The sequence below is a fragment of the Calothrix sp. PCC 7507 genome, from assembly GCF_000316575.1.
GTDB lineage: Bacteria > Cyanobacteriota > Cyanobacteriia > Cyanobacteriales > Nostocaceae > Fortiea.
Map to the genome: position 1 here is coordinate 283314 of NC_019682.1, position 16097 is coordinate 299410.

The 16097-nt window shown below is 43.1% G+C and carries 16 protein-coding genes; 10 read left to right on the forward strand and 6 right to left on the reverse strand.

Annotation, left to right across the window (positions count from 1 at the left end; all coding sequences use genetic code 11):
• Nucleotides 1-123: 123 nt before the first annotated feature.
• Together CAL7507_RS01320 and ilvN are read right to left on the reverse strand one after the other, a co-directional pair.
• Nucleotides 124-1380 (reverse strand): lipopolysaccharide biosynthesis protein, encoded by a 1257-nt coding sequence (locus CAL7507_RS01320; RefSeq protein WP_015126608.1) that lies wholly within the window; start codon nt 1378-1380, stop codon nt 124-126.
• A gap of 506 nt (nt 1381-1886) precedes the next feature.
• A complete protein-coding gene (gene ilvN / locus CAL7507_RS01325) occupies nt 1887-2405 on the reverse strand; it encodes an acetolactate synthase small subunit (protein WP_015126609.1) in 519 nt (172 codons plus the stop codon).
• Nucleotides 2406-2735: 330 nt separating this feature from the next.
• Here ilvN and CAL7507_RS01330 point away from each other — a divergent pair, with 330 nt between their 5' ends.
• On the forward strand, nt 2736-3107 hold the full coding sequence (locus CAL7507_RS01330; RefSeq protein ID WP_015126610.1) for a BON domain-containing protein: 372 nt from the start codon (nt 2736-2738) through the stop codon (nt 3105-3107).
• 144 nt (nt 3108-3251) lie between these two features.
• Here the strand turns inward: CAL7507_RS01330 and CAL7507_RS01335 are convergent, their stop codons facing one another.
• Nucleotides 3252-4175 (reverse strand): alpha/beta fold hydrolase, encoded by a 924-nt coding sequence (locus CAL7507_RS01335; protein ID WP_015126611.1) that lies wholly within the window; start codon nt 4173-4175, stop codon nt 3252-3254.
• 35 nt (nt 4176-4210) lie between these two features.
• On the opposite strand from CAL7507_RS01335, the gene CAL7507_RS01340 reads away from it, so the two are divergent.
• The 3 genes from CAL7507_RS01340 (at nt 4211) to CAL7507_RS01350 (ending at nt 8500) form a co-directional block, all read left to right on the forward strand.
• Nucleotides 4211-4369 (forward strand): hypothetical protein, encoded by a 159-nt coding sequence (locus tag CAL7507_RS01340; protein ID WP_160166300.1) that lies wholly within the window; start codon nt 4211-4213, stop codon nt 4367-4369.
• 334 nt (nt 4370-4703) lie between these two features.
• Nucleotides 4704-5237 (forward strand): translation initiation factor IF-3, encoded by a 534-nt coding sequence (infC, locus tag CAL7507_RS01345; protein WP_015126613.1) that lies wholly within the window; start codon nt 4704-4706, stop codon nt 5235-5237.
• Between the two features lie 248 nt (nt 5238-5485).
• The gene (locus CAL7507_RS01350; RefSeq protein WP_015126614.1) at nt 5486-8500 is read left to right on the forward strand and encodes a hypothetical protein; all 3015 of its coding nucleotides are present in this window, start codon (nt 5486-5488) and stop codon (nt 8498-8500) included.
• Between the two features lie 65 nt (nt 8501-8565).
• On the opposite strand, the gene trmB is transcribed toward CAL7507_RS01350, so the two are convergent.
• The gene (trmB, locus tag CAL7507_RS01355; RefSeq protein WP_015126615.1) at nt 8566-9201 is read right to left on the reverse strand and encodes a tRNA (guanosine(46)-N7)-methyltransferase TrmB; all 636 of its coding nucleotides are present in this window, start codon (nt 9199-9201) and stop codon (nt 8566-8568) included.
• Nucleotides 9202-9633: 432 nt separating this feature from the next.
• On the opposite strand from trmB, the gene CAL7507_RS01360 reads away from it, so the two are divergent.
• Nucleotides 9634-10758 carry a metallophosphoesterase gene (locus CAL7507_RS01360; RefSeq protein WP_015126617.1) on the forward strand — a complete coding sequence of 375 codons (1125 nt, stop codon included), beginning with the start codon at nt 9634-9636 and terminating at the stop codon, nt 10756-10758.
• 99 nt (nt 10759-10857) lie between these two features.
• Here CAL7507_RS01360 and CAL7507_RS01365 read toward each other — a convergent pair whose 3' ends face one another.
• Nucleotides 10858-12090, reverse strand: a complete 1233-nt coding sequence (locus CAL7507_RS01365; protein ID WP_015126618.1) for an FIST N-terminal domain-containing protein — start codon at nt 12088-12090, stop codon at nt 10858-10860.
• A gap of 385 nt (nt 12091-12475) precedes the next feature.
• Between CAL7507_RS01365 and CAL7507_RS01370 the strand changes: the two genes are divergently transcribed.
• The 4 genes from CAL7507_RS01370 (at nt 12476) to CAL7507_RS01380 (ending at nt 14481) form a co-directional block, all read left to right on the forward strand.
• A complete protein-coding gene (locus CAL7507_RS01370) occupies nt 12476-12697 on the forward strand; it encodes a Calvin cycle protein CP12 (RefSeq protein ID WP_015126619.1) in 222 nt (73 codons plus the stop codon).
• Between the two features lie 139 nt (nt 12698-12836).
• Nucleotides 12837-12992 (forward strand): hypothetical protein, encoded by a 156-nt coding sequence (locus CAL7507_RS32135; protein WP_015126620.1) that lies wholly within the window; start codon nt 12837-12839, stop codon nt 12990-12992.
• A gap of 347 nt (nt 12993-13339) precedes the next feature.
• On the forward strand, nt 13340-13936 hold the full coding sequence (locus CAL7507_RS01375) for a DUF3177 family protein (RefSeq protein WP_015126621.1): 597 nt from the start codon (nt 13340-13342) through the stop codon (nt 13934-13936).
• A gap of 221 nt (nt 13937-14157) precedes the next feature.
• Nucleotides 14158-14481 carry a hypothetical protein gene (locus CAL7507_RS01380; RefSeq protein WP_015126622.1) on the forward strand — a complete coding sequence of 108 codons (324 nt, stop codon included), beginning with the start codon at nt 14158-14160 and terminating at the stop codon, nt 14479-14481.
• Nucleotides 14482-14524: 43 nt separating this feature from the next.
• Here CAL7507_RS01380 and CAL7507_RS01385 read toward each other — a convergent pair whose 3' ends face one another.
• On the reverse strand, nt 14525-15088 hold the full coding sequence (locus CAL7507_RS01385; protein ID WP_015126623.1) for a Uma2 family endonuclease: 564 nt from the start codon (nt 15086-15088) through the stop codon (nt 14525-14527).
• A gap of 363 nt (nt 15089-15451) precedes the next feature.
• On the opposite strand from CAL7507_RS01385, the gene CAL7507_RS01390 reads away from it, so the two are divergent.
• A complete protein-coding gene (locus CAL7507_RS01390; RefSeq protein WP_015126624.1) occupies nt 15452-16027 on the forward strand; it encodes a hypothetical protein in 576 nt (191 codons plus the stop codon).
• The last annotated feature ends 70 nt before the right edge of the window (nt 16028-16097 follow it).

Sequence of the window (16097 nt, forward strand, 5' to 3'; positions counted from 1 at the left end):
CTTTATAAAAGGTTCAACGAATTTAGCAAGAGTATTATCTTTGTGGAAAGGCAATATGAGTAGAGGGGTCTGATACCGTTGCAATCATTTTGCGTGTCAGTTACTTGTACCGATAACTGTTCACTAATTAGTTTGACTCTGAAGTCTGTGGAGAGAATGATGAATTACTACACAACTCATCACAGCCTGCACTGTAGCTGCTAAACTTAGAGCGATCGCTGCTCCGACTAATCCCAGTTCTGGTAATAACCAAACACAAGCTATGGAAGAGATACTCACCACAGTAGTAAACAAAGGTATTTGGATAAAAAATTGCCCAGTTGCAGTCATTCCATAGCCGAGAAAAGACGATATATAGCTAATTCCAGCAGCAACCATCAGCCAAATAAACACATTTGTCTGCTCTGCATACTCAGGTTGATACAATAGAGTTAGGATCTGTTGTCCAGCTACCAGCGCCATTAGCACACCTATTCCACCAAGCAAAACAGCGATTCTTACCAGCTTAAGTAGAAGCGTGCGGAAGGCTATGACATCTTGGTTTGCATAATATTTAGTTAGTCTGGCAATACTTGACTCACCTAATGCACTCACTACCATACTTCCTATCACCATCAGGTAGGCTATGGCTGCAAAAATCCCCAGTTCTTGTTCTCCTAAATATTGGGCAATAAAGTAACGGGGAATATTAGTATTGAGTGCAATTAGCATCGACATTAACCCCAAGGGTAAACACAGTAATATCAGCTTAATTAAGCTTTTTAAATGCCAACGAGGTTTCACTTTCAAAGCCTGCTTGAGCATCATGATGCCATTAGGAATGTCGTAACCTAGTAACACTGCCGCTAAAGCAAAGACCAACCCTATAACTCCCCACAAAATACTCCCAGATGAATATACTCCAACAAACAATAGCGTCAGGGATAAAAGACCTTTTATAATGAGCGATCGCACAATTAAATCTGTATCTTTATGCTGTTGTATCAGTCCATAAAATAGATCACTAATAGACTCCAATCCCTTAGCAACACCCACTAAAAAAATAACTATAGATGTTTCCCAGCGATATCCTCCTAATATGCTAATAATTGTAATGACTAACAGCGCTAAAGTTGATGAAATCAACCTAAGTCCTAAATAATCGCTAAAACAATACTGTTTTTTTGTCTCTGTTATTTGTACAGACCGTAGTTGTAAATTCGTCAACATAAATACAGGTGCTGTAATCGCTATTCCCAGAGCAAACTGCCCTACCATTGCCGAACTACCAAATTTAGCTAACACCATGAGCATCCCCCACTGACAAGCTGTATAAACAGCATTACCAATAAATGTCGATGAAAGATGGCAGTGTAGCCTAAGTAATTTATTCTGTTGCATTCGTAAAAAATTCCCTTTTTTGATAACCCAATTTTGGCAACTTCAACGCAACATAAATTGAACACAACTTATGTGATGTAGGATTCTTATTTAATTTTTGAAATACACGTAGTAGATGCACTTGCCCTGAAAAATGTGCTACTGGACATTAACCAGTTCAGTTAAGCCCCAAATCCTTTGCAGAAACGCAAATTTTCGCATCTACATCCCTAAAATCAATACCAAAAATACTTATGCCTATTGCCTACCTACGCAAATAAGTTCAAAAATCAAAGCAGACTGCTATATAAGATTGCCTTTTTTATTTCTATCAACTTTGTACCAATTTTCGATTGATGGAGTCATGCCAATCTGGCAAAAGTTTTATATCTTAAATATTTAACAATAGAGCTAAGTATATCAACTTAAATTAGACGTGAAGCATTTCTAGGAATTACAAACAAGCAGTAGAAACAGTAATAAACCTTACCGTCTCTACTGCTGAAGCAGTTGCACTTGCTTCTTGACTAAATTTTGACTTCCAAGGATTTGAGTAACTCGGTATTCACGCCAGACTCACGGGTTAGGGAAATTTTGCCAGTACGGGCTATTTCCCGCAGGCCAAATTTTTGTAGCACCTGGACGATCGCTACCATTTTCCCAGGATCGCCCACAACTTCCAAAGTCAGAGAATCTTCCGCCACATCTACCACTCGCGCCCGGAAAATTTGAGCTAGTTCGATGACTTCTGAGCGGTTGCTGCTAGTAGCATTAACCTTCAGAAGCATCAATTCTCGCTCCACACAAGGAGTCTCAGTGATGTCCTGTACCTTGAGGACATTGACTAGCTTGTATAGTTGCTTAGTGAGTTGTTCAATCACGCGATCGTCACCAGGTACAACCATCGTAATTCGAGAAACTCCTCCCTGCTCCGCAGGGCCAACAGCTAGGCTTTCGATATTAAATCCACGACGAGCAAATAAACTAGAAATGCGGGAAAGTACACCCGCTTCGTCTTCTACTAAAACTGAGAGAGTATGTTTCATCTTCGCCAACAGAGGCTACGGCAGAATGTGATCAACGCAGTCACTATATAAGAGGTGCGCTATTGCTAATACTAAATTTCAAGTCCGAAACCCTATTTTAAACTTAATACCTGCACCCATCACATTCCCAAAAGCCAAATTTCCTGGGGAAACTGGGAATGGATAAGAGAAAACTGGGTGAAAATTTTCTTCTTACTATCTCAGTTTGTGCCTAAATCATCCCAAAAGCAGGAATCTCACGGATCAAACATCCTTTCATAGGCAGATGTAACTTTTTTTTTAAGCTTTTATATTCACAGGTGAGGAATCACTTATAGGAGAAAAAAGTTTATGGGTTGGTTAAAGAGACTGTTTGGCATGGAAAAACCTGAAAATGCAGAAGTAAACCCCGCTCCCCAAGCAGTAGCACAGGCTGCTACAGCGATTCAGCAGGCTCCCACAGCTACTCAATCCATTCCCCCAGAGCGGGTAGGATTGAATGGAGAATATGACCAGAGCGGTTTAGCAAAGCGGGTAGCATTGGCGTTTGATCAAGACTCACAACTCGATGACGTAAATACCCTCTGGGTTGCTCAGACAGGGGGAACTGTAGTGTTAAAAGGTCAAGTCCCCAGCCAGGACATTCTCAATAAAATGATTTCTGTAGCAAGGACAGTTAATGGCACCTCAGCTGTTGACACCACTCAAGTCAAAGTTGGTTAGTTGTCATTTGTCATTTGTCATTTGTCATTTGTCATTTGTCATTTGTCATTTGTCATTGGTTAAGGATTATTGGTGAACACCTATTACCACAGTCCCCAGTCCCCAATCCCCAGTCCCCAGTCCCCAATCCCCAGTCCCCAGTCCCTATTCCCCAAGATACTTGTCAATCCAATCTAAAATCGCCTGGTTTACTTGCTCTGGGCATTCATCATGGGGACAATGCCCAACATCTTCTAGGTTGAGTAGTTGCAATTTCTCATTGTATTGAGCAAATTGACTAGCAAGTACGGGGGGTACAAACCTGTCTTTTTGTCCCCAAATTAAAAGCATCGGAACTGTTAAGGTTGGTAATATTTGCTTGACACTAGGACTAAAGTTAATACCGATCGCAGCTTTGAATAGGGCGCTAAAAGCCCGTGCAGAACCCCGATCTTGGGGTGGCCCGGCTAAAATTTCGACCAGTTCATCGGTGATCGCTTCAGGGTTAGCGTAAGCAATACTAGCCCAGCGACGCAGGATGTTAGGCCGACGCACAAAATGAAACACAGGTTTTAGCACTAAAGGCGATGCGACTATCTTTTTAATTGTCATGATCACGGGCATTAAGATTGGTCGCAGCAAAGCCGGGATCGCTTCTTGTTCCAAGGTGGGATCAGGTAAACTCATCATGACTACACCTGCCACCATATCAGGATGAGCTGCTGCGGCGGCCATGGAAATCAAGGAACCGTTAGAATTACCCACTAACACCACTGGTTGACGGATAAATGCTCGCCAAAAGTCATACACCTGCTCTACCCACAGTTCTATGCTGTAGTTAGCTGGGGCTTTTTCAGAAGCGCCAAAACCCAGCATATCCAGAGCATAGACTGCATGATGTTCGCCCAAAATCTCTAAATTATGTCGCCAATGACCAATGGAAGCACCAAAGCCGTGTAACAGAATTAGGGGTGTTGCATTTTGGTGATTTTGAGTGGGACGAATGTAGGTGTAGCGAGTTTGCCAGCCCCGCCAAATCCAGTCTCTTTGATTACCAACCCTTTCTTGCCAGTGTACTGTAGTAGTCACCCTTCCCTCCCAGGTATCAGCATTGCAATGCTCTTATGTTCTATATTAGGTGGGGGATTGGGGATTGGGGATTGGGGATTGGGGATTGGGGATTGGGGATTGGGGATTGGGGATTGGGGATTGGGGATTGGGGATTGGGGATTGGGGATTGGGGATTGGGGATTGGGGATTGGGGATTGGGGAATAGGGAATAGGTGTTCACCAATAATCCTTGACCCTTGACCAACCATCCCGGATACATGGTATCGACTTAAAATATCAATTAGTTTACAAAACTTGTTACAATATTTAACATCTCTCCAGGTTGTGTAATTTACATTAACAATCGCCAAGAAATTCTTGCAGAGTGAGTAGAATAACAAATACGATAAACGACACAACTACTTTATGAATTAGTTACCCTAGAAGTATAGGTTCATTTTTCAGTCCTAAGTTACTACAGTATTTTAGGTTCTGAGGCATACTAATTAAAACTCGGCCAATCAAGACCAAACCAAATTATTAACTAGAGAGCTCCCAAAAATCATAATGCCTGTGATTGAGAAAAAAAGAACTCGCGATCTGCCCCAAATTAACGAACGCATTCGTTTCCCAAAAATTCGGGTCATTGATACTGATGGCAGCCAACTGGGAATTATCACCCCGCAGGAAGCAATACAACTAGCAGAAGAAAAAGAGCTAGATTTGGTGCTACTCAGTGATAAGGCCGACCCGCCGGTTTGTCGGATCATGGACTACGGGAAATATAAGTTTGAGCAAGAGAAGAAAGCGCGGGAAGCTAGGAAAAAGCAGCACACGGCTGATGTCAAAGAAGTGAAGATGCGCTACAAAATAGAAGAACACGACTACAACGTTCGTGTCAAGCAAGCAGAGCGCTTTCTTAAAGATGGTGACAAAGTCAAAGCGACTGTGATGTTCCGGGGTCGAGAAATTCAACACAGTGATTTAGCAGAAGAATTGCTCAAACGCATGGCCACTGATTTGGAGCCGTTTGGTGAAGTGCAGCAAGCGCCAAAAAAAGAAGGGCGAAACATGATGATGTTGATCTCACCAAAGAAATAACCTGCGTCTAATCTCAAGAAGTCGAGCAAATTCATCAAAAACTGATAGTCCTGAGCGCTGAGTGGGAAACATAATACTCAGTTGCTCGGGACTTTTGCCATTTATAGGGCATTGAGGATTGGGCATGGGGCATTGGACATGGGGCATCGGGGATTGGGGATTGGGTATTAGGCATTCATCCTCCCCCCTGCCCCCTGCTCCCTGCCCCCTGCCCCCATCTCGGTGACGCTACCAAACAATACAACTGCATGGAACTGAAAAATCAATGGTTTGCTGCAAATAGACGCACTCTGCCACGATTGCTAAGGTGGGTGAATCTTAGACCAGAGGAAAGCGAGCGGACATGGATGATGTTTGCTTTTTACACGACTGTATCTGTAGGCTTGCGGTGGGCCGAGGATAGTACAGTAGCCCTATTCTTAGATGAATATGGTTCTGGCCCGCTACCTTGGATGTATATTGCTAGTGCCGGGATGGGTATTGGGCTAGTTTTTTTATACTCTTGGCTGCAAAAGATTTTCCCCTTGCGTTGGGTGATTGTGGCGATCGCACCTTGCATGGTCATACCATTGGTTTTATTAGTTTTATTACGTTGGGGAATACATGTTTCCTACTTGGCGGTGATCATTGTCTTTCTGCTGAGGCTGTGGGTAGATGCACTTTATGTAGTCAACGATCTCAACACCTCCATCGTCGCCAACCAATTATTCAACATTCGGGAGATTAAGCGCACCTACCCACTAATTAGTAGTGGTTTATTAGTAGCGGACGTGATCAGTGGCTTTAGTTTGCCTTGGCTACTAGAATTCGCCAAGCTAAATAAGGTAATCTTAATCGCCTGTGTCGTCATTATTTTGAGTTCGGGAATTCTCTTTTATCTGAGCCATCACTATCGAGAAGCTTTTCCTGACGCACCGCAACGATTGATTTCTCAAGAGCAAGCTTCCCGACACCGTCGCCTCGAAGCACCATTGAAGCGCTACACTTACTATCTGTTTGCTTTTGTGGGCTTGTTGCAAATAATTGGGTTGTTGATCGATTTTCAGTATCTCCGAGAACTGAATGCCAACTTTGGCGATCGCGAACTCGCTAGTTTTTTAGGTTTATTTGGTGGTGTTGTGGGGCTGTGTGAGTTGCTCACCCAGTGGTTTATCTCCAGCCGACTGATTGAACGAATTGGCGTATTTTTTGCTGCTGCACTGCTCCCAATCACCGTAGGCTTTTTAGTTCCTGGGGCGATCGCATTGTTCAATGTATTTCCGGGAATCCATCTGCAAGGCTTTTTCTGGGGGTTAATAATTCTCAAATTCTGTGATGAGCTGCTACGCTACACCTTTATTATGAGTAGCGGTCCAGCGCTCTATCAACCGATCCCAGAGCGAATTCGTAGCCGGACGCAGACATTATCAGGAGGAACTGCAGAAGCGATCGCTACAGGTTTAGCCGGATTAGTGATTGTTTTAACTTTGGTGTTTTCTGGGCATTTTGTCCCCGCATCACTACAAAAATGGGTGTTCATCGCCGAAACAGTCCTAGTAGCCGCCATCTGTTTAAAGGTAGTTTTGGTCTTGCGATCGCGCTATGTTGACCTGTTAGTCTTGAGTGCAGATAGAGGTGCGCTTAGTGCCACTAATGTAGGCTTACGAGTCTTCCAGCAAGGCGTAGTCAAAGCTTTAGCAGAAAAAGGTAGTACAGCAGATAAACGCTCTTGTATTGAACTTTTAGCCCAGATCGATCCCCAAGGAGCAGTAGAAGTTTTAGCACCCCTGCTATGCAAATTACCCCCAGATTTACAATGTCAGAGCTTAGAAGTCATGCTCTTGGCAGATGTCAATCCTATTTATTTACCTGCGGTTCGTCCTTTATTAGATCAATCTCAAGAAAACATTAACCCTGAAGTTTTTGCTCTAGCGCTGCGCTACGTTTGGTTAGCCGAACCGCATCCTAATTTAGCCCTGCTGGAAGAGTACCTGCATGTACGGCAAAACTCACTTGTCCGCGCCACCGCAGCCGCCTTACTTCTGCGTCAAGGAACGCCAATGCAGAAGGTAGCAGCGACTAAAACTATGCGCTGGATGCTGACTCATAAGCAAGAACGGGAACGGGTGAATGGTGTCAAAGCCCTCAGAGAAGCAGTTTATTTACAGGCCTTGCGAATTCACATCCCGAATTTATTGCAGGATAAATCCTTACGGGTGCGCTGTGCGGTGTTAGAGATGATTGCTGCTACCCGGCTAGAAGATTACTATTCGGCGTTGCTAGCAGCACTTTATTATAAGTCCACTCGCAATACCGCCGTGCGTGCCTTGGTGCAACTAGAAAATGAAGCTCTAGAAATGCTGTTGCAACTAGCTACCAATGTTTACAAACCAGAAGTAGTGAGGATGTATGCTTGGCGCACCATCGGCCAAATTAGTACCCCAGAAGCGATGGATTGTTTATGGCAGTACTTAGAGACATCTTGGGGTAATCCTCGATATCATATCCTCCGCAGCTTATTAAAAATACATAAACAACCAGAGATTACTAGTTTAGAGGATCGGTTCTATGAAAGTCGGGTGGAAGCTTTCATTGAGCAGGAATTAAAGTTTTTGGGTGAGATTTACGCCGCTTATATAGATTTCACAGCCCAAGCAGCTGATCTCGCCAATGCAAATATTGTTGCTGTTTGTGAGTTACTGCAACGCGCACTTTTAGAATTAGAGATAGATGTCAAAGACAGATTGCTGCTGTTACTGAAGCTGTTATATTCTCCAGAAAAGATGCAAGCAGCATCCTTCAATCTCCGTTCTGATTCAGGCGTTAACTTAGCGCGGGGGTTAGAAATTCTCGACCACACCGTGAATTTGCCTGTAAAGTCATTATTGTTGAATATTTTAGATAAGCGATCGCACCAAGAAAAACTATATCTCTTAGTAGAAGCAGGCTTAGTAGAATATCAACAGATGTCCGATAGCGATCGCCTCTGTAAGTTATTGACACAGGCTAATTTCCTTTCTGACTGGTGTTTGGCTTGCTGCTTTCATTTTGCCCACGTTAGCCGCATCCGCCTGACAATTCCCGAAATTGTCGTTACATTGCGTCATCCCACAGGCTTTGTGAGAGAAGCAGCGATCGCCTACTTGAGCATGGTTTCCCGCCGAGTTCTCATTGAACTCCTACCCCAACTGCAAAAAGACCAACACCCACTAGTAATCTCTCAAGTGAAAGAGTTGATGAAAAAACATCAACTCCAAAATTATAGAATCGGGCACAAAGTCTAAAATCTATCAAGTGAAAAAGCAGGGAGCAGGGGAGATATTTAAGAAGTCGGATATCTAAATCCAGTTTATTTTCTGGTAAATAAAGCGCGATAAACTGGCTCACCTTTTTCTTGAGTGAATATTTCCCGTTCTGTAGCTACGGGTAGTGGGTTTTCTGCTAGCCATTCATCTGTACCCAGTTTCTGAAAAGCTGGATTTTCGGCAAAGCGATCGCACATCTCCACTGCAATAAATTCCATATCTGATTGCAAAAACACCACCCCACCAACATCAAGATAATTTGCTAAGTCTGCTACTAATTCTGGTTGTACAACTCGCCGTTTAGCATGGCGGTTTTTAAACCAAGGATCGGGAAATTGAATAGTGACGCGCTGTAAGGTTCCCTTGGGGAGGGAAGATAAAAGTGATTGCAATGAGTTATTTACATTACAAAATAAATAATACAGGTTTGTTAACCCCAACTCAGAGCGTATTTTATTCGCCTCCACTACTAGGGTTTCTCTAATTTCCAAGCCAAGGAAATTCCAGCTTGATTCTCTCTCTGCCATCTGCAATAAAAACCGGCCCTTAGCACAACCAATATCTAAATGTAGCGGTTGATTTGGTTGTATATAAACCTTTTCCCAATTGATGGGACTTGCAGGTGTTTTATATTTGTTGGCAAGTGGATTAACATGCTGACGAACTCGCACAGGTGCCAAAATCAATTCTCCTTTAAAAGTGAAAATTTCTATCTTTAGTTTTAATGTCAATTAATATTTTAACTCAAATTCTCAGTAAAAATAATATAAAACTTGCTAGATTTTGCTCATCAATATTTAGACTATTGCCAGATGTATCGAGTTTGATTATTGCAATTAGTTTCTACATTTTAAGATTAATTGTAGGGTGGGCAATGCCCACCACATTAAGGGTTTGGCTGGGCATCGCCTACCCTACTAATGACAAATGACAAATGACAAATGACCATCTCTGCCAATACTTATAACTCCATTTATATTGTGTTATTTAATCGAATTTTTATGTATACAAATATTAAGTATAATATCTCCTACTCAGGTTGACAACGTAAGAGTTATACTCGTTGGAAAAGACTTGTTTTAACCCTTAAATTTAAAAGTATCCTGAAATCAATGACTCTAAATTTTCGTTTTGCCATAGTCAGCGATTTACACATCGCACTTCCCCACACAATATGGGATCATCCCAGCCGGTTTCATTTGGTGGAAGTTAGTATCCCGGCGTTTGAAAGTGTACTAGAACATTTAACACAACTTGATTTAGATTTTCTCTTACTTCCGGGAGATTTAACTCAGCATGGCGAACCAGATAATCACAAATGGCTGCAAGAACGATTAGCGCAACTACCTTTTCCTGTATATGTTGTTCCTGGGAATCATGACGTTCCTGTTCTGATGGCTGATCAGCAATCAATTGCTTGTGCCGATTTTCCTCACTATTACGGCAAGTTTGGCTATAACAATTCGCAGCAACTTTATTACACTTGTGAGATTCTGCCAGGAGTACGGCTGATTGGGTTAAATTCTAACTCGTTTAATGAGCAAGGACAGCAAGTCGGGCGTTTGGATAGCAAACAGATCAGGTGGTTAGAGGATGTGCTAGCAGCGGCGGGTGATGAATTGGTGCTGGTAATGGTACACCACAATGTGGTTGAGCATCTACCTAATCAATCGCGCCATCCGATGGCAAATCGCTATATGTTGGAGAATGCTAGGGAAATATTGCAATTGCTTCAGCAATATGGAGTCAATCTGGTGTTTACTGGGCATTTGCATGTCCAGGATGTCGCCTGCTCAAACGGAGTATATGATATTACCACTGGTTCGTTAGTTAGTTATCCTCACCCTTACCGTGTATTGGAGTATCATCAGGATAACCACGGTAAGAGTTGGTTACAAATTTTATCCCACCGTGTAGAGTCAGTACCCGATTTTCCCAACTTGCAACAATCTTCGCGGCAGTGGATGGGCGATCGCTCTTTCCCTTTCCTCATCAAACTACTCACACTGCCGCCCCTCAGTCTACCAATGGATCAAGCAACAGAACTAGCTCCTAGTTTGCGCGACTTTTGGGCAACTATTGCCGATGGCGACGCTTTGTTAGACTATCCCCAATTTCCCCATAAAGTCCGTCACTACATTCAAAGATATGGGGCGATCGCCACTAGTGGGACTCCCACCCTGATTGATAACAACAGCACCATCTTGCTAAGGAATCAGTTGACAGTTAACAGTTAACAGGGAATAAACTGATATTCCTCTTTGGACGCAACGACCAGATCAGGGCATAGCTTAGTAACTGTTAACTGATAACTGATAACTGTTAACTGAACTGCCCTATTCCCCAATCCCCAAAGCACGGCAAATGCCAAATACAGAGGTATAGCCGTGTAAAAATGTACTGCCACCGATGGGGCCAATTTCGCCACCACAGAAAAAGCCGCCTACAGGGATATCTTTGATGTAACGCCTAAATAGATCGGAATCAAAATTGGGTTGACCGTAAAGTCCTTCACCTCGCCCTACACAAGAAAACATTAAGGCAGCAATAGCTGCAGGTTCAGCATTTCGCTGGTTTTGATATTGCTGTAAGAGTAATTCCAAGTCTTCGGCGGAGGCTTCGGCATCGCGGAGGTGGAATTGTAGACGTTGCCCGGGACGGACGCGATCGCCAATTGCGATCGCACCTGCTGATGGATCTACCCCTAAAATGCCGCGAATTAAAAAGTCTCCCTGCTGCAAAGTCAGCTTAAATCCATCCATTGCCACACCCACAAACAAAGAGTGCTGTGCCAGCATCCGCTCTTGTTCACTAAGATTAGCAATCACTTCTCGCAACACCACCAACGGCACTTGCTCATCAAGTTCCAAAATGATATTGCGTTCGGCTTTGGTAACTTGCAATGGCTTGCCAATTGGTCGGCATCCTTGGGCCACAATAGTTTCGACAGCAATATTCCCACTCAAAGCCAAACCCAGCGTACCCTCTCGATATAAGCGATCGCCTCCAGCATCGTGACAAAACAGAGCCGTGCGTCCACTCATTCCCCCAGCACTTGCCTGTCCCCCCAGTGTCACAGAGCCAGGATAAGCAAAATCTAACCCCTGCAATAAATCGTTGATGCCGGAAGAGAATGAACTGCAAAGCAAGATAAACTGAGGTGTTGGTGATGGTGGCACACCAATTAAATCGATCCAAGCATCAGGCGAACTATCCAAATCAGGTAATTCTTCTGACACCACATGAAATACTTCCAGATCCACCCCAGGAAGATGTGCCAAAGTTAGACTCAGGGCAGCTTCTGCTTCTAGTTCTTGAGTTTGTCCCTCAGTTGTCGTACCAATCACACCACCACCACTACAGCCGATCAGCACAGGTACCGAAAGCTTCTCAGACAGCAAAGGCAAGAGCCGAGAATACTCGCTCGCAAATGCAGACGAAATAAACACCAATCCCAGATCTGCCGGTGCGGTTAATGATGAGACAGCCCGTTCTACCACATCTGTAACAGCTGCTTCCAAAGAGGGACGGGTTGACAGGGCGTTTGCCCACTGCATTTTGTCTGCCATGATGTTTTGAGCTTCTTTCTCTTGTGAGGCCAGTAGTTTTTTATTTTTGATCCTGGGAAGAATTGCACCCTACAAGATTTGACTACACTCAACGTTATCTTCCCTCAGTGCCCTGTCAATCCCAGGAAGCCAGGGTTGTCATACCCTACTATCTGCACTCAATATATTGTATGATTATACTTTCGTAGTACTGACTCTATCAAATCTTAAAAAATAAATATAGATATACTATGTATTCCCCTATTTATTGTATTAGTTATGGATCATCACGCTAAAATACCTACTTAACAGATGAGTAGTTAGAATGGTGAACAATAGAACAAAAAACTGCCATTTTTGAACTTTTTCTATACGGGTATTAACACCACACAACGAGACTAAAGCTATGAGCGACATCCAAGAAAAGATCCAAGACGAAGTAGAACAAGCTCGCGCTGTCTGTGATATTGCAGGTGGCAACTCGCCTGAATGTGCAGCAGCTTGGGATGCAGTTGAAGAACTGCAAGCGGAAGCCTCCCATCAACGCCAAGGCAAGCAAAAAAATTCTCTAGAACAATATTGTGATGACAACCCAGATGCGGCTGAATGTCGGCTTTACGAAGACTAGAAATAAAGAACAGTGAATTTTCTATTCGCTTGACTGGCAAGCAACCAGAACCTATTTACTTATATCTTGTACCTTGACGCTATTCCTATCTAAAAACCTCACTAGATTCTCTTGGAGTCATCTTCTTCTGTATTGAGGAATGCTAAGTGAATATTCTAGGTTTGAAGAAGTTCAAATAGTTACATCTGAGGTTTTATTCTCTTCAGAAGCAACTTTATTTGAGCTATCGCAAGTGCGTCAAGCATATAGCTTGGGAATAAGTTTTACAACCCTCCCTGTGAAAGCTGTAGGTTAGTGCAAGGTATAAGCTTATTAGCTCTGAGTTGCTTGTTTTTTTTGCCAGCCACATATCAAAGAGGTATATTTGGCGGTTAGTTACAAAAATAGTTATTTTTAGGGCTGACGCAAGTGCCATATTTTTTTCATGGAGGTTGTCAAGCGTCAAAAGTCCAGGGTTTTTGGACTTTTGACACTTAACTTTTGACTCCCATTACAGAAGATATATGTGCCAGTTGCGTAAGTACTGATTTTGATTAGACTATCATGTACTCAAATGTCAGCTATTAGCTGGCTAATAACTGATACTTACCCGAAATGCGGGGACTTGGTTAAAGGTGTTTGATTTATATTCTGGTAAAAATTATGGGAAATAATGTTTGGTTTCGCCCTTTCGTCTGGATTGATTATCGACTAGCACTATTATTTGCAGTGATTATTCCTCTAATTCTTCTGATTTGGGCATTTGTGCAAAAAGCTGATAGCATACAACGCCTGTTAATCATTTATTGGCGAGTAGCCAGTTTGCTGGCAATTACAATTTACTTAATGATTGGTGGGTTTGGGGTCAGTTTTATATCGGGATTGATGGCGCGGATTTTGATTCCCGTTTCACTGTGGTTCTGGGTGGATCTCAATGATGATGTTGAGTATCAAGCTAGTGGCTCGCTGAAACTGATTTTTACCTCTTGGCGCTGGGCTGTAAGTGTTTATAGTGCATTAAGTGCGATCGCCTTTGTGCCTTTTTTGGGTTGTGCTTTTTCTGCTAATGCATCCACAAGTCCTTATTGTAGTGTCTGGTTTGAAGCCCCATTACTCTTTAGAGAATATTTCCACGCCAACAGCAAACCTGCATTCCTCGGCTTTTTGGGCGTAGTTGGCTTAATCATTTACGTGCTTTACTTAACCTACTTTGTGCTGATCAAGCTCGGCAAACAAGGACGTTCAGCTACACAACAATGATGGGATTGGGGATTGGGGATTGGGGATTGGGGACTAGTAGTCTGTCAGGGTTGAAATGAGGGACTGTAGTGTGAGCGTCTCGCTCACGCGGGCTTTTCGGCCCGCACTACCAAAAACCCCTCAAAACAAAATTGACAAACCACTAGGGATTAGGACAAAGGAGAAATAACTCCTGACTCCTAACTCCTAACTCCTGACAAATGACCAATAACAAATGACAAATGACCAATTCCATCGGCAAGCGGCTAGAACAATACACGAATAAACGCCCCCAAGAAGTCTTACTCGTCACAGTGGAAATAGCCAATACTTCGGCTGCGCTCAATAACCACGAGGAAGACACAATTGCTGTATTTAAAGGCTTTTCTAGTTCCTTAATGCGCCCAACTGCATTTGATCCCGATGTGCCTGTTTTGCCAGATGAGGCCAATATCCTCAGCATTGATCGAGTAGCTAGTCCCTACAATCCTGAAGCACCCCGTTATATCCAACAAGGGTTATCTTGGGAATCCATGCAGGCGCTACTATTAGAGGTTGGCGTTTAACTAATTACTAATTACAAATCTGTAGACAATTGTGGCTCTAAACTCACTCCCTCAACCAGCTAAACAGACCTTCTACTGTGAGGTGAAAGTCTTTGGCGAATTCCGGTACTGGCAATCGTGACTCTGGTGCATCATAGACCGTAGTTGGTTGATCTGGTAAGTAAACAAACACAGATTTTTCCTCTGGATCAATTAGCCATCCCATCTGAGTTCCATGTTTAAGACAATGCAGAATATTTTTAGTAACTTTAGTTTGGCTCTGATCAGGTGAAAGAATTTCGATTGTCCAATCTGGAGCGATCGCAAAAACGTTAGCAACTCCACCATTGTCATTGCGTGGAATTCTACCCCACTGAAACACAGCAATATCAGGTACAGTTGAGCGTCCACCAAACGTACAGCGTAGTTCTGTGAAAGCCCGTGCGATCTGTTTAGGTTTGACGACCAAGTTGATTGCAGGCGATAGTTCAGTCTGAATTACGCTGTGTTCTCCTTGTGGCATCGGTTTCTGGACGATCAATCCATTAATGTACTCGCTGGCAGGTTCTGTTTCCGGCAATTGTAGAAATTCTTCTAGGGTCAGGGCTTTAGTAAGAGCTTGTACCATTTTAAGACTCCCTGAAGAGGAGTACAATATTGTGACTCTATTTGTTATTCTACAAACGTACTAGGTAGTTGAAAAATCCGTGAGATTCAAGCCAGCAGAATATCGAAGGCTGGTTAATTCTGGTACGTTCTAAAAACCGCTTAGTGATTGACTGTGCAATGAATGCAGGTGCAATCATTGTTACGTCTAATATTCGAGATTTTCTGAGTGCGAAAGAGTCTTTGGGGCTGCGAATTCTGATATCAGAAGTAGGGGCTTAACTAAAATTAATTCGTAATTTTGTAAAAATTGGTAGGGTAGTCGATAAATTAGAATTTGGACATTGTTTTTGCTAAGAAGCCAAGCCGCTCTAAGTGATAGAAGATGACTCAACCTGCGACCACCATAGATCATGTTTCAGCGAATTACCGCTACATTGCTGCATATAATGAAGTCAATGCCAGGATTGGTCAACGGCAACATGCTCTATCTCTTTACATTACGCTCGTTGTAGGGTTGATTGCGGCACTCGTTGCGTCCAAACGAATTGAAGAGCCAAACACTTTACTAATTGAGTGGCTTGTGTATGGATTCTCGATCGCTTCTGTGTGTTTAGTTCTCCTCAACTACAAGTATGAGCAAACACTCACCAATCTGCGACATTATCTATCAGAGCTAGAGCGGCTCAACAACACTAGTTTGGATTTACCAAGCTACAACACTGAGTCTCGATGGACGGTTAATGCAAACAAAGCACGTCGTTTTCATGATCTTGCCTGTGCGTTGTTGGTTGGTGCATGTAATACCATTGCGTTGGGTGTGTTCTATAAAATGTATCCAGAGCATTTTAAGCCAAGTTCATTAGTGATTTGGGTTACGGGTGTGGTTGCTCTAGGTTCTGTTGCGGCACTTTTATTAATGACCCGGTTCAGTTATAGACCAAAGTGGCAGAAAAGCTAACGTCAGAAGGCGCAGCACAACAAACCGCTTGCACCCCACCCTTGAGAGTTGATCGGTTGAGTCCAATTAG

What these genes read in the sequence shown, in the direction of transcription:
- CAL7507_RS01320 (WP_015126608.1), bottom strand. Translation starts at nt 1,380, where the DNA reads ATGCAACAGAATAAATTACTTAGGCTACACTGCCATCTTTCATCGACA.
- ilvN (WP_015126609.1), bottom strand. Translation starts at nt 2,405, where the DNA reads ATGAAACATACTCTCTCAGTTTTAGTAGAAGACGAAGCGGGTGTACTT.
- CAL7507_RS01330 (WP_015126610.1), top strand. Translation starts at nt 2,736, where the DNA reads ATGGGTTGGTTAAAGAGACTGTTTGGCATGGAAAAACCTGAAAATGCA.
- CAL7507_RS01340 (WP_160166300.1), top strand. Translation starts at nt 4,211, where the DNA reads ATGTTCTATATTAGGTGGGGGATTGGGGATTGGGGATTGGGGATTGGG.
- infC (WP_015126613.1), top strand. Translation starts at nt 4,704, where the DNA reads ATGCCTGTGATTGAGAAAAAAAGAACTCGCGATCTGCCCCAAATTAAC.
- CAL7507_RS01350 (WP_015126614.1), top strand. Translation starts at nt 5,486, where the DNA reads ATGGAACTGAAAAATCAATGGTTTGCTGCAAATAGACGCACTCTGCCA.
- CAL7507_RS01360 (WP_015126617.1), top strand. Translation starts at nt 9,634, where the DNA reads ATGACTCTAAATTTTCGTTTTGCCATAGTCAGCGATTTACACATCGCA.
- CAL7507_RS01365 (WP_015126618.1), bottom strand. Translation starts at nt 12,090, where the DNA reads ATGGCAGACAAAATGCAGTGGGCAAACGCCCTGTCAACCCGTCCCTCT.
- CAL7507_RS01370 (WP_015126619.1), top strand. Translation starts at nt 12,476, where the DNA reads ATGAGCGACATCCAAGAAAAGATCCAAGACGAAGTAGAACAAGCTCGC.
- CAL7507_RS32135 (WP_015126620.1), top strand. Translation starts at nt 12,837, where the DNA reads ATGCTAAGTGAATATTCTAGGTTTGAAGAAGTTCAAATAGTTACATCT.
- CAL7507_RS01375 (WP_015126621.1), top strand. Translation starts at nt 13,340, where the DNA reads ATGGGAAATAATGTTTGGTTTCGCCCTTTCGTCTGGATTGATTATCGA.
- CAL7507_RS01380 (WP_015126622.1), top strand. Translation starts at nt 14,158, where the DNA reads ATGACCAATTCCATCGGCAAGCGGCTAGAACAATACACGAATAAACGC.
- CAL7507_RS01385 (WP_015126623.1), bottom strand. Translation starts at nt 15,088, where the DNA reads ATGGTACAAGCTCTTACTAAAGCCCTGACCCTAGAAGAATTTCTACAA.
- CAL7507_RS01390 (WP_015126624.1), top strand. Translation starts at nt 15,452, where the DNA reads ATGACTCAACCTGCGACCACCATAGATCATGTTTCAGCGAATTACCGC.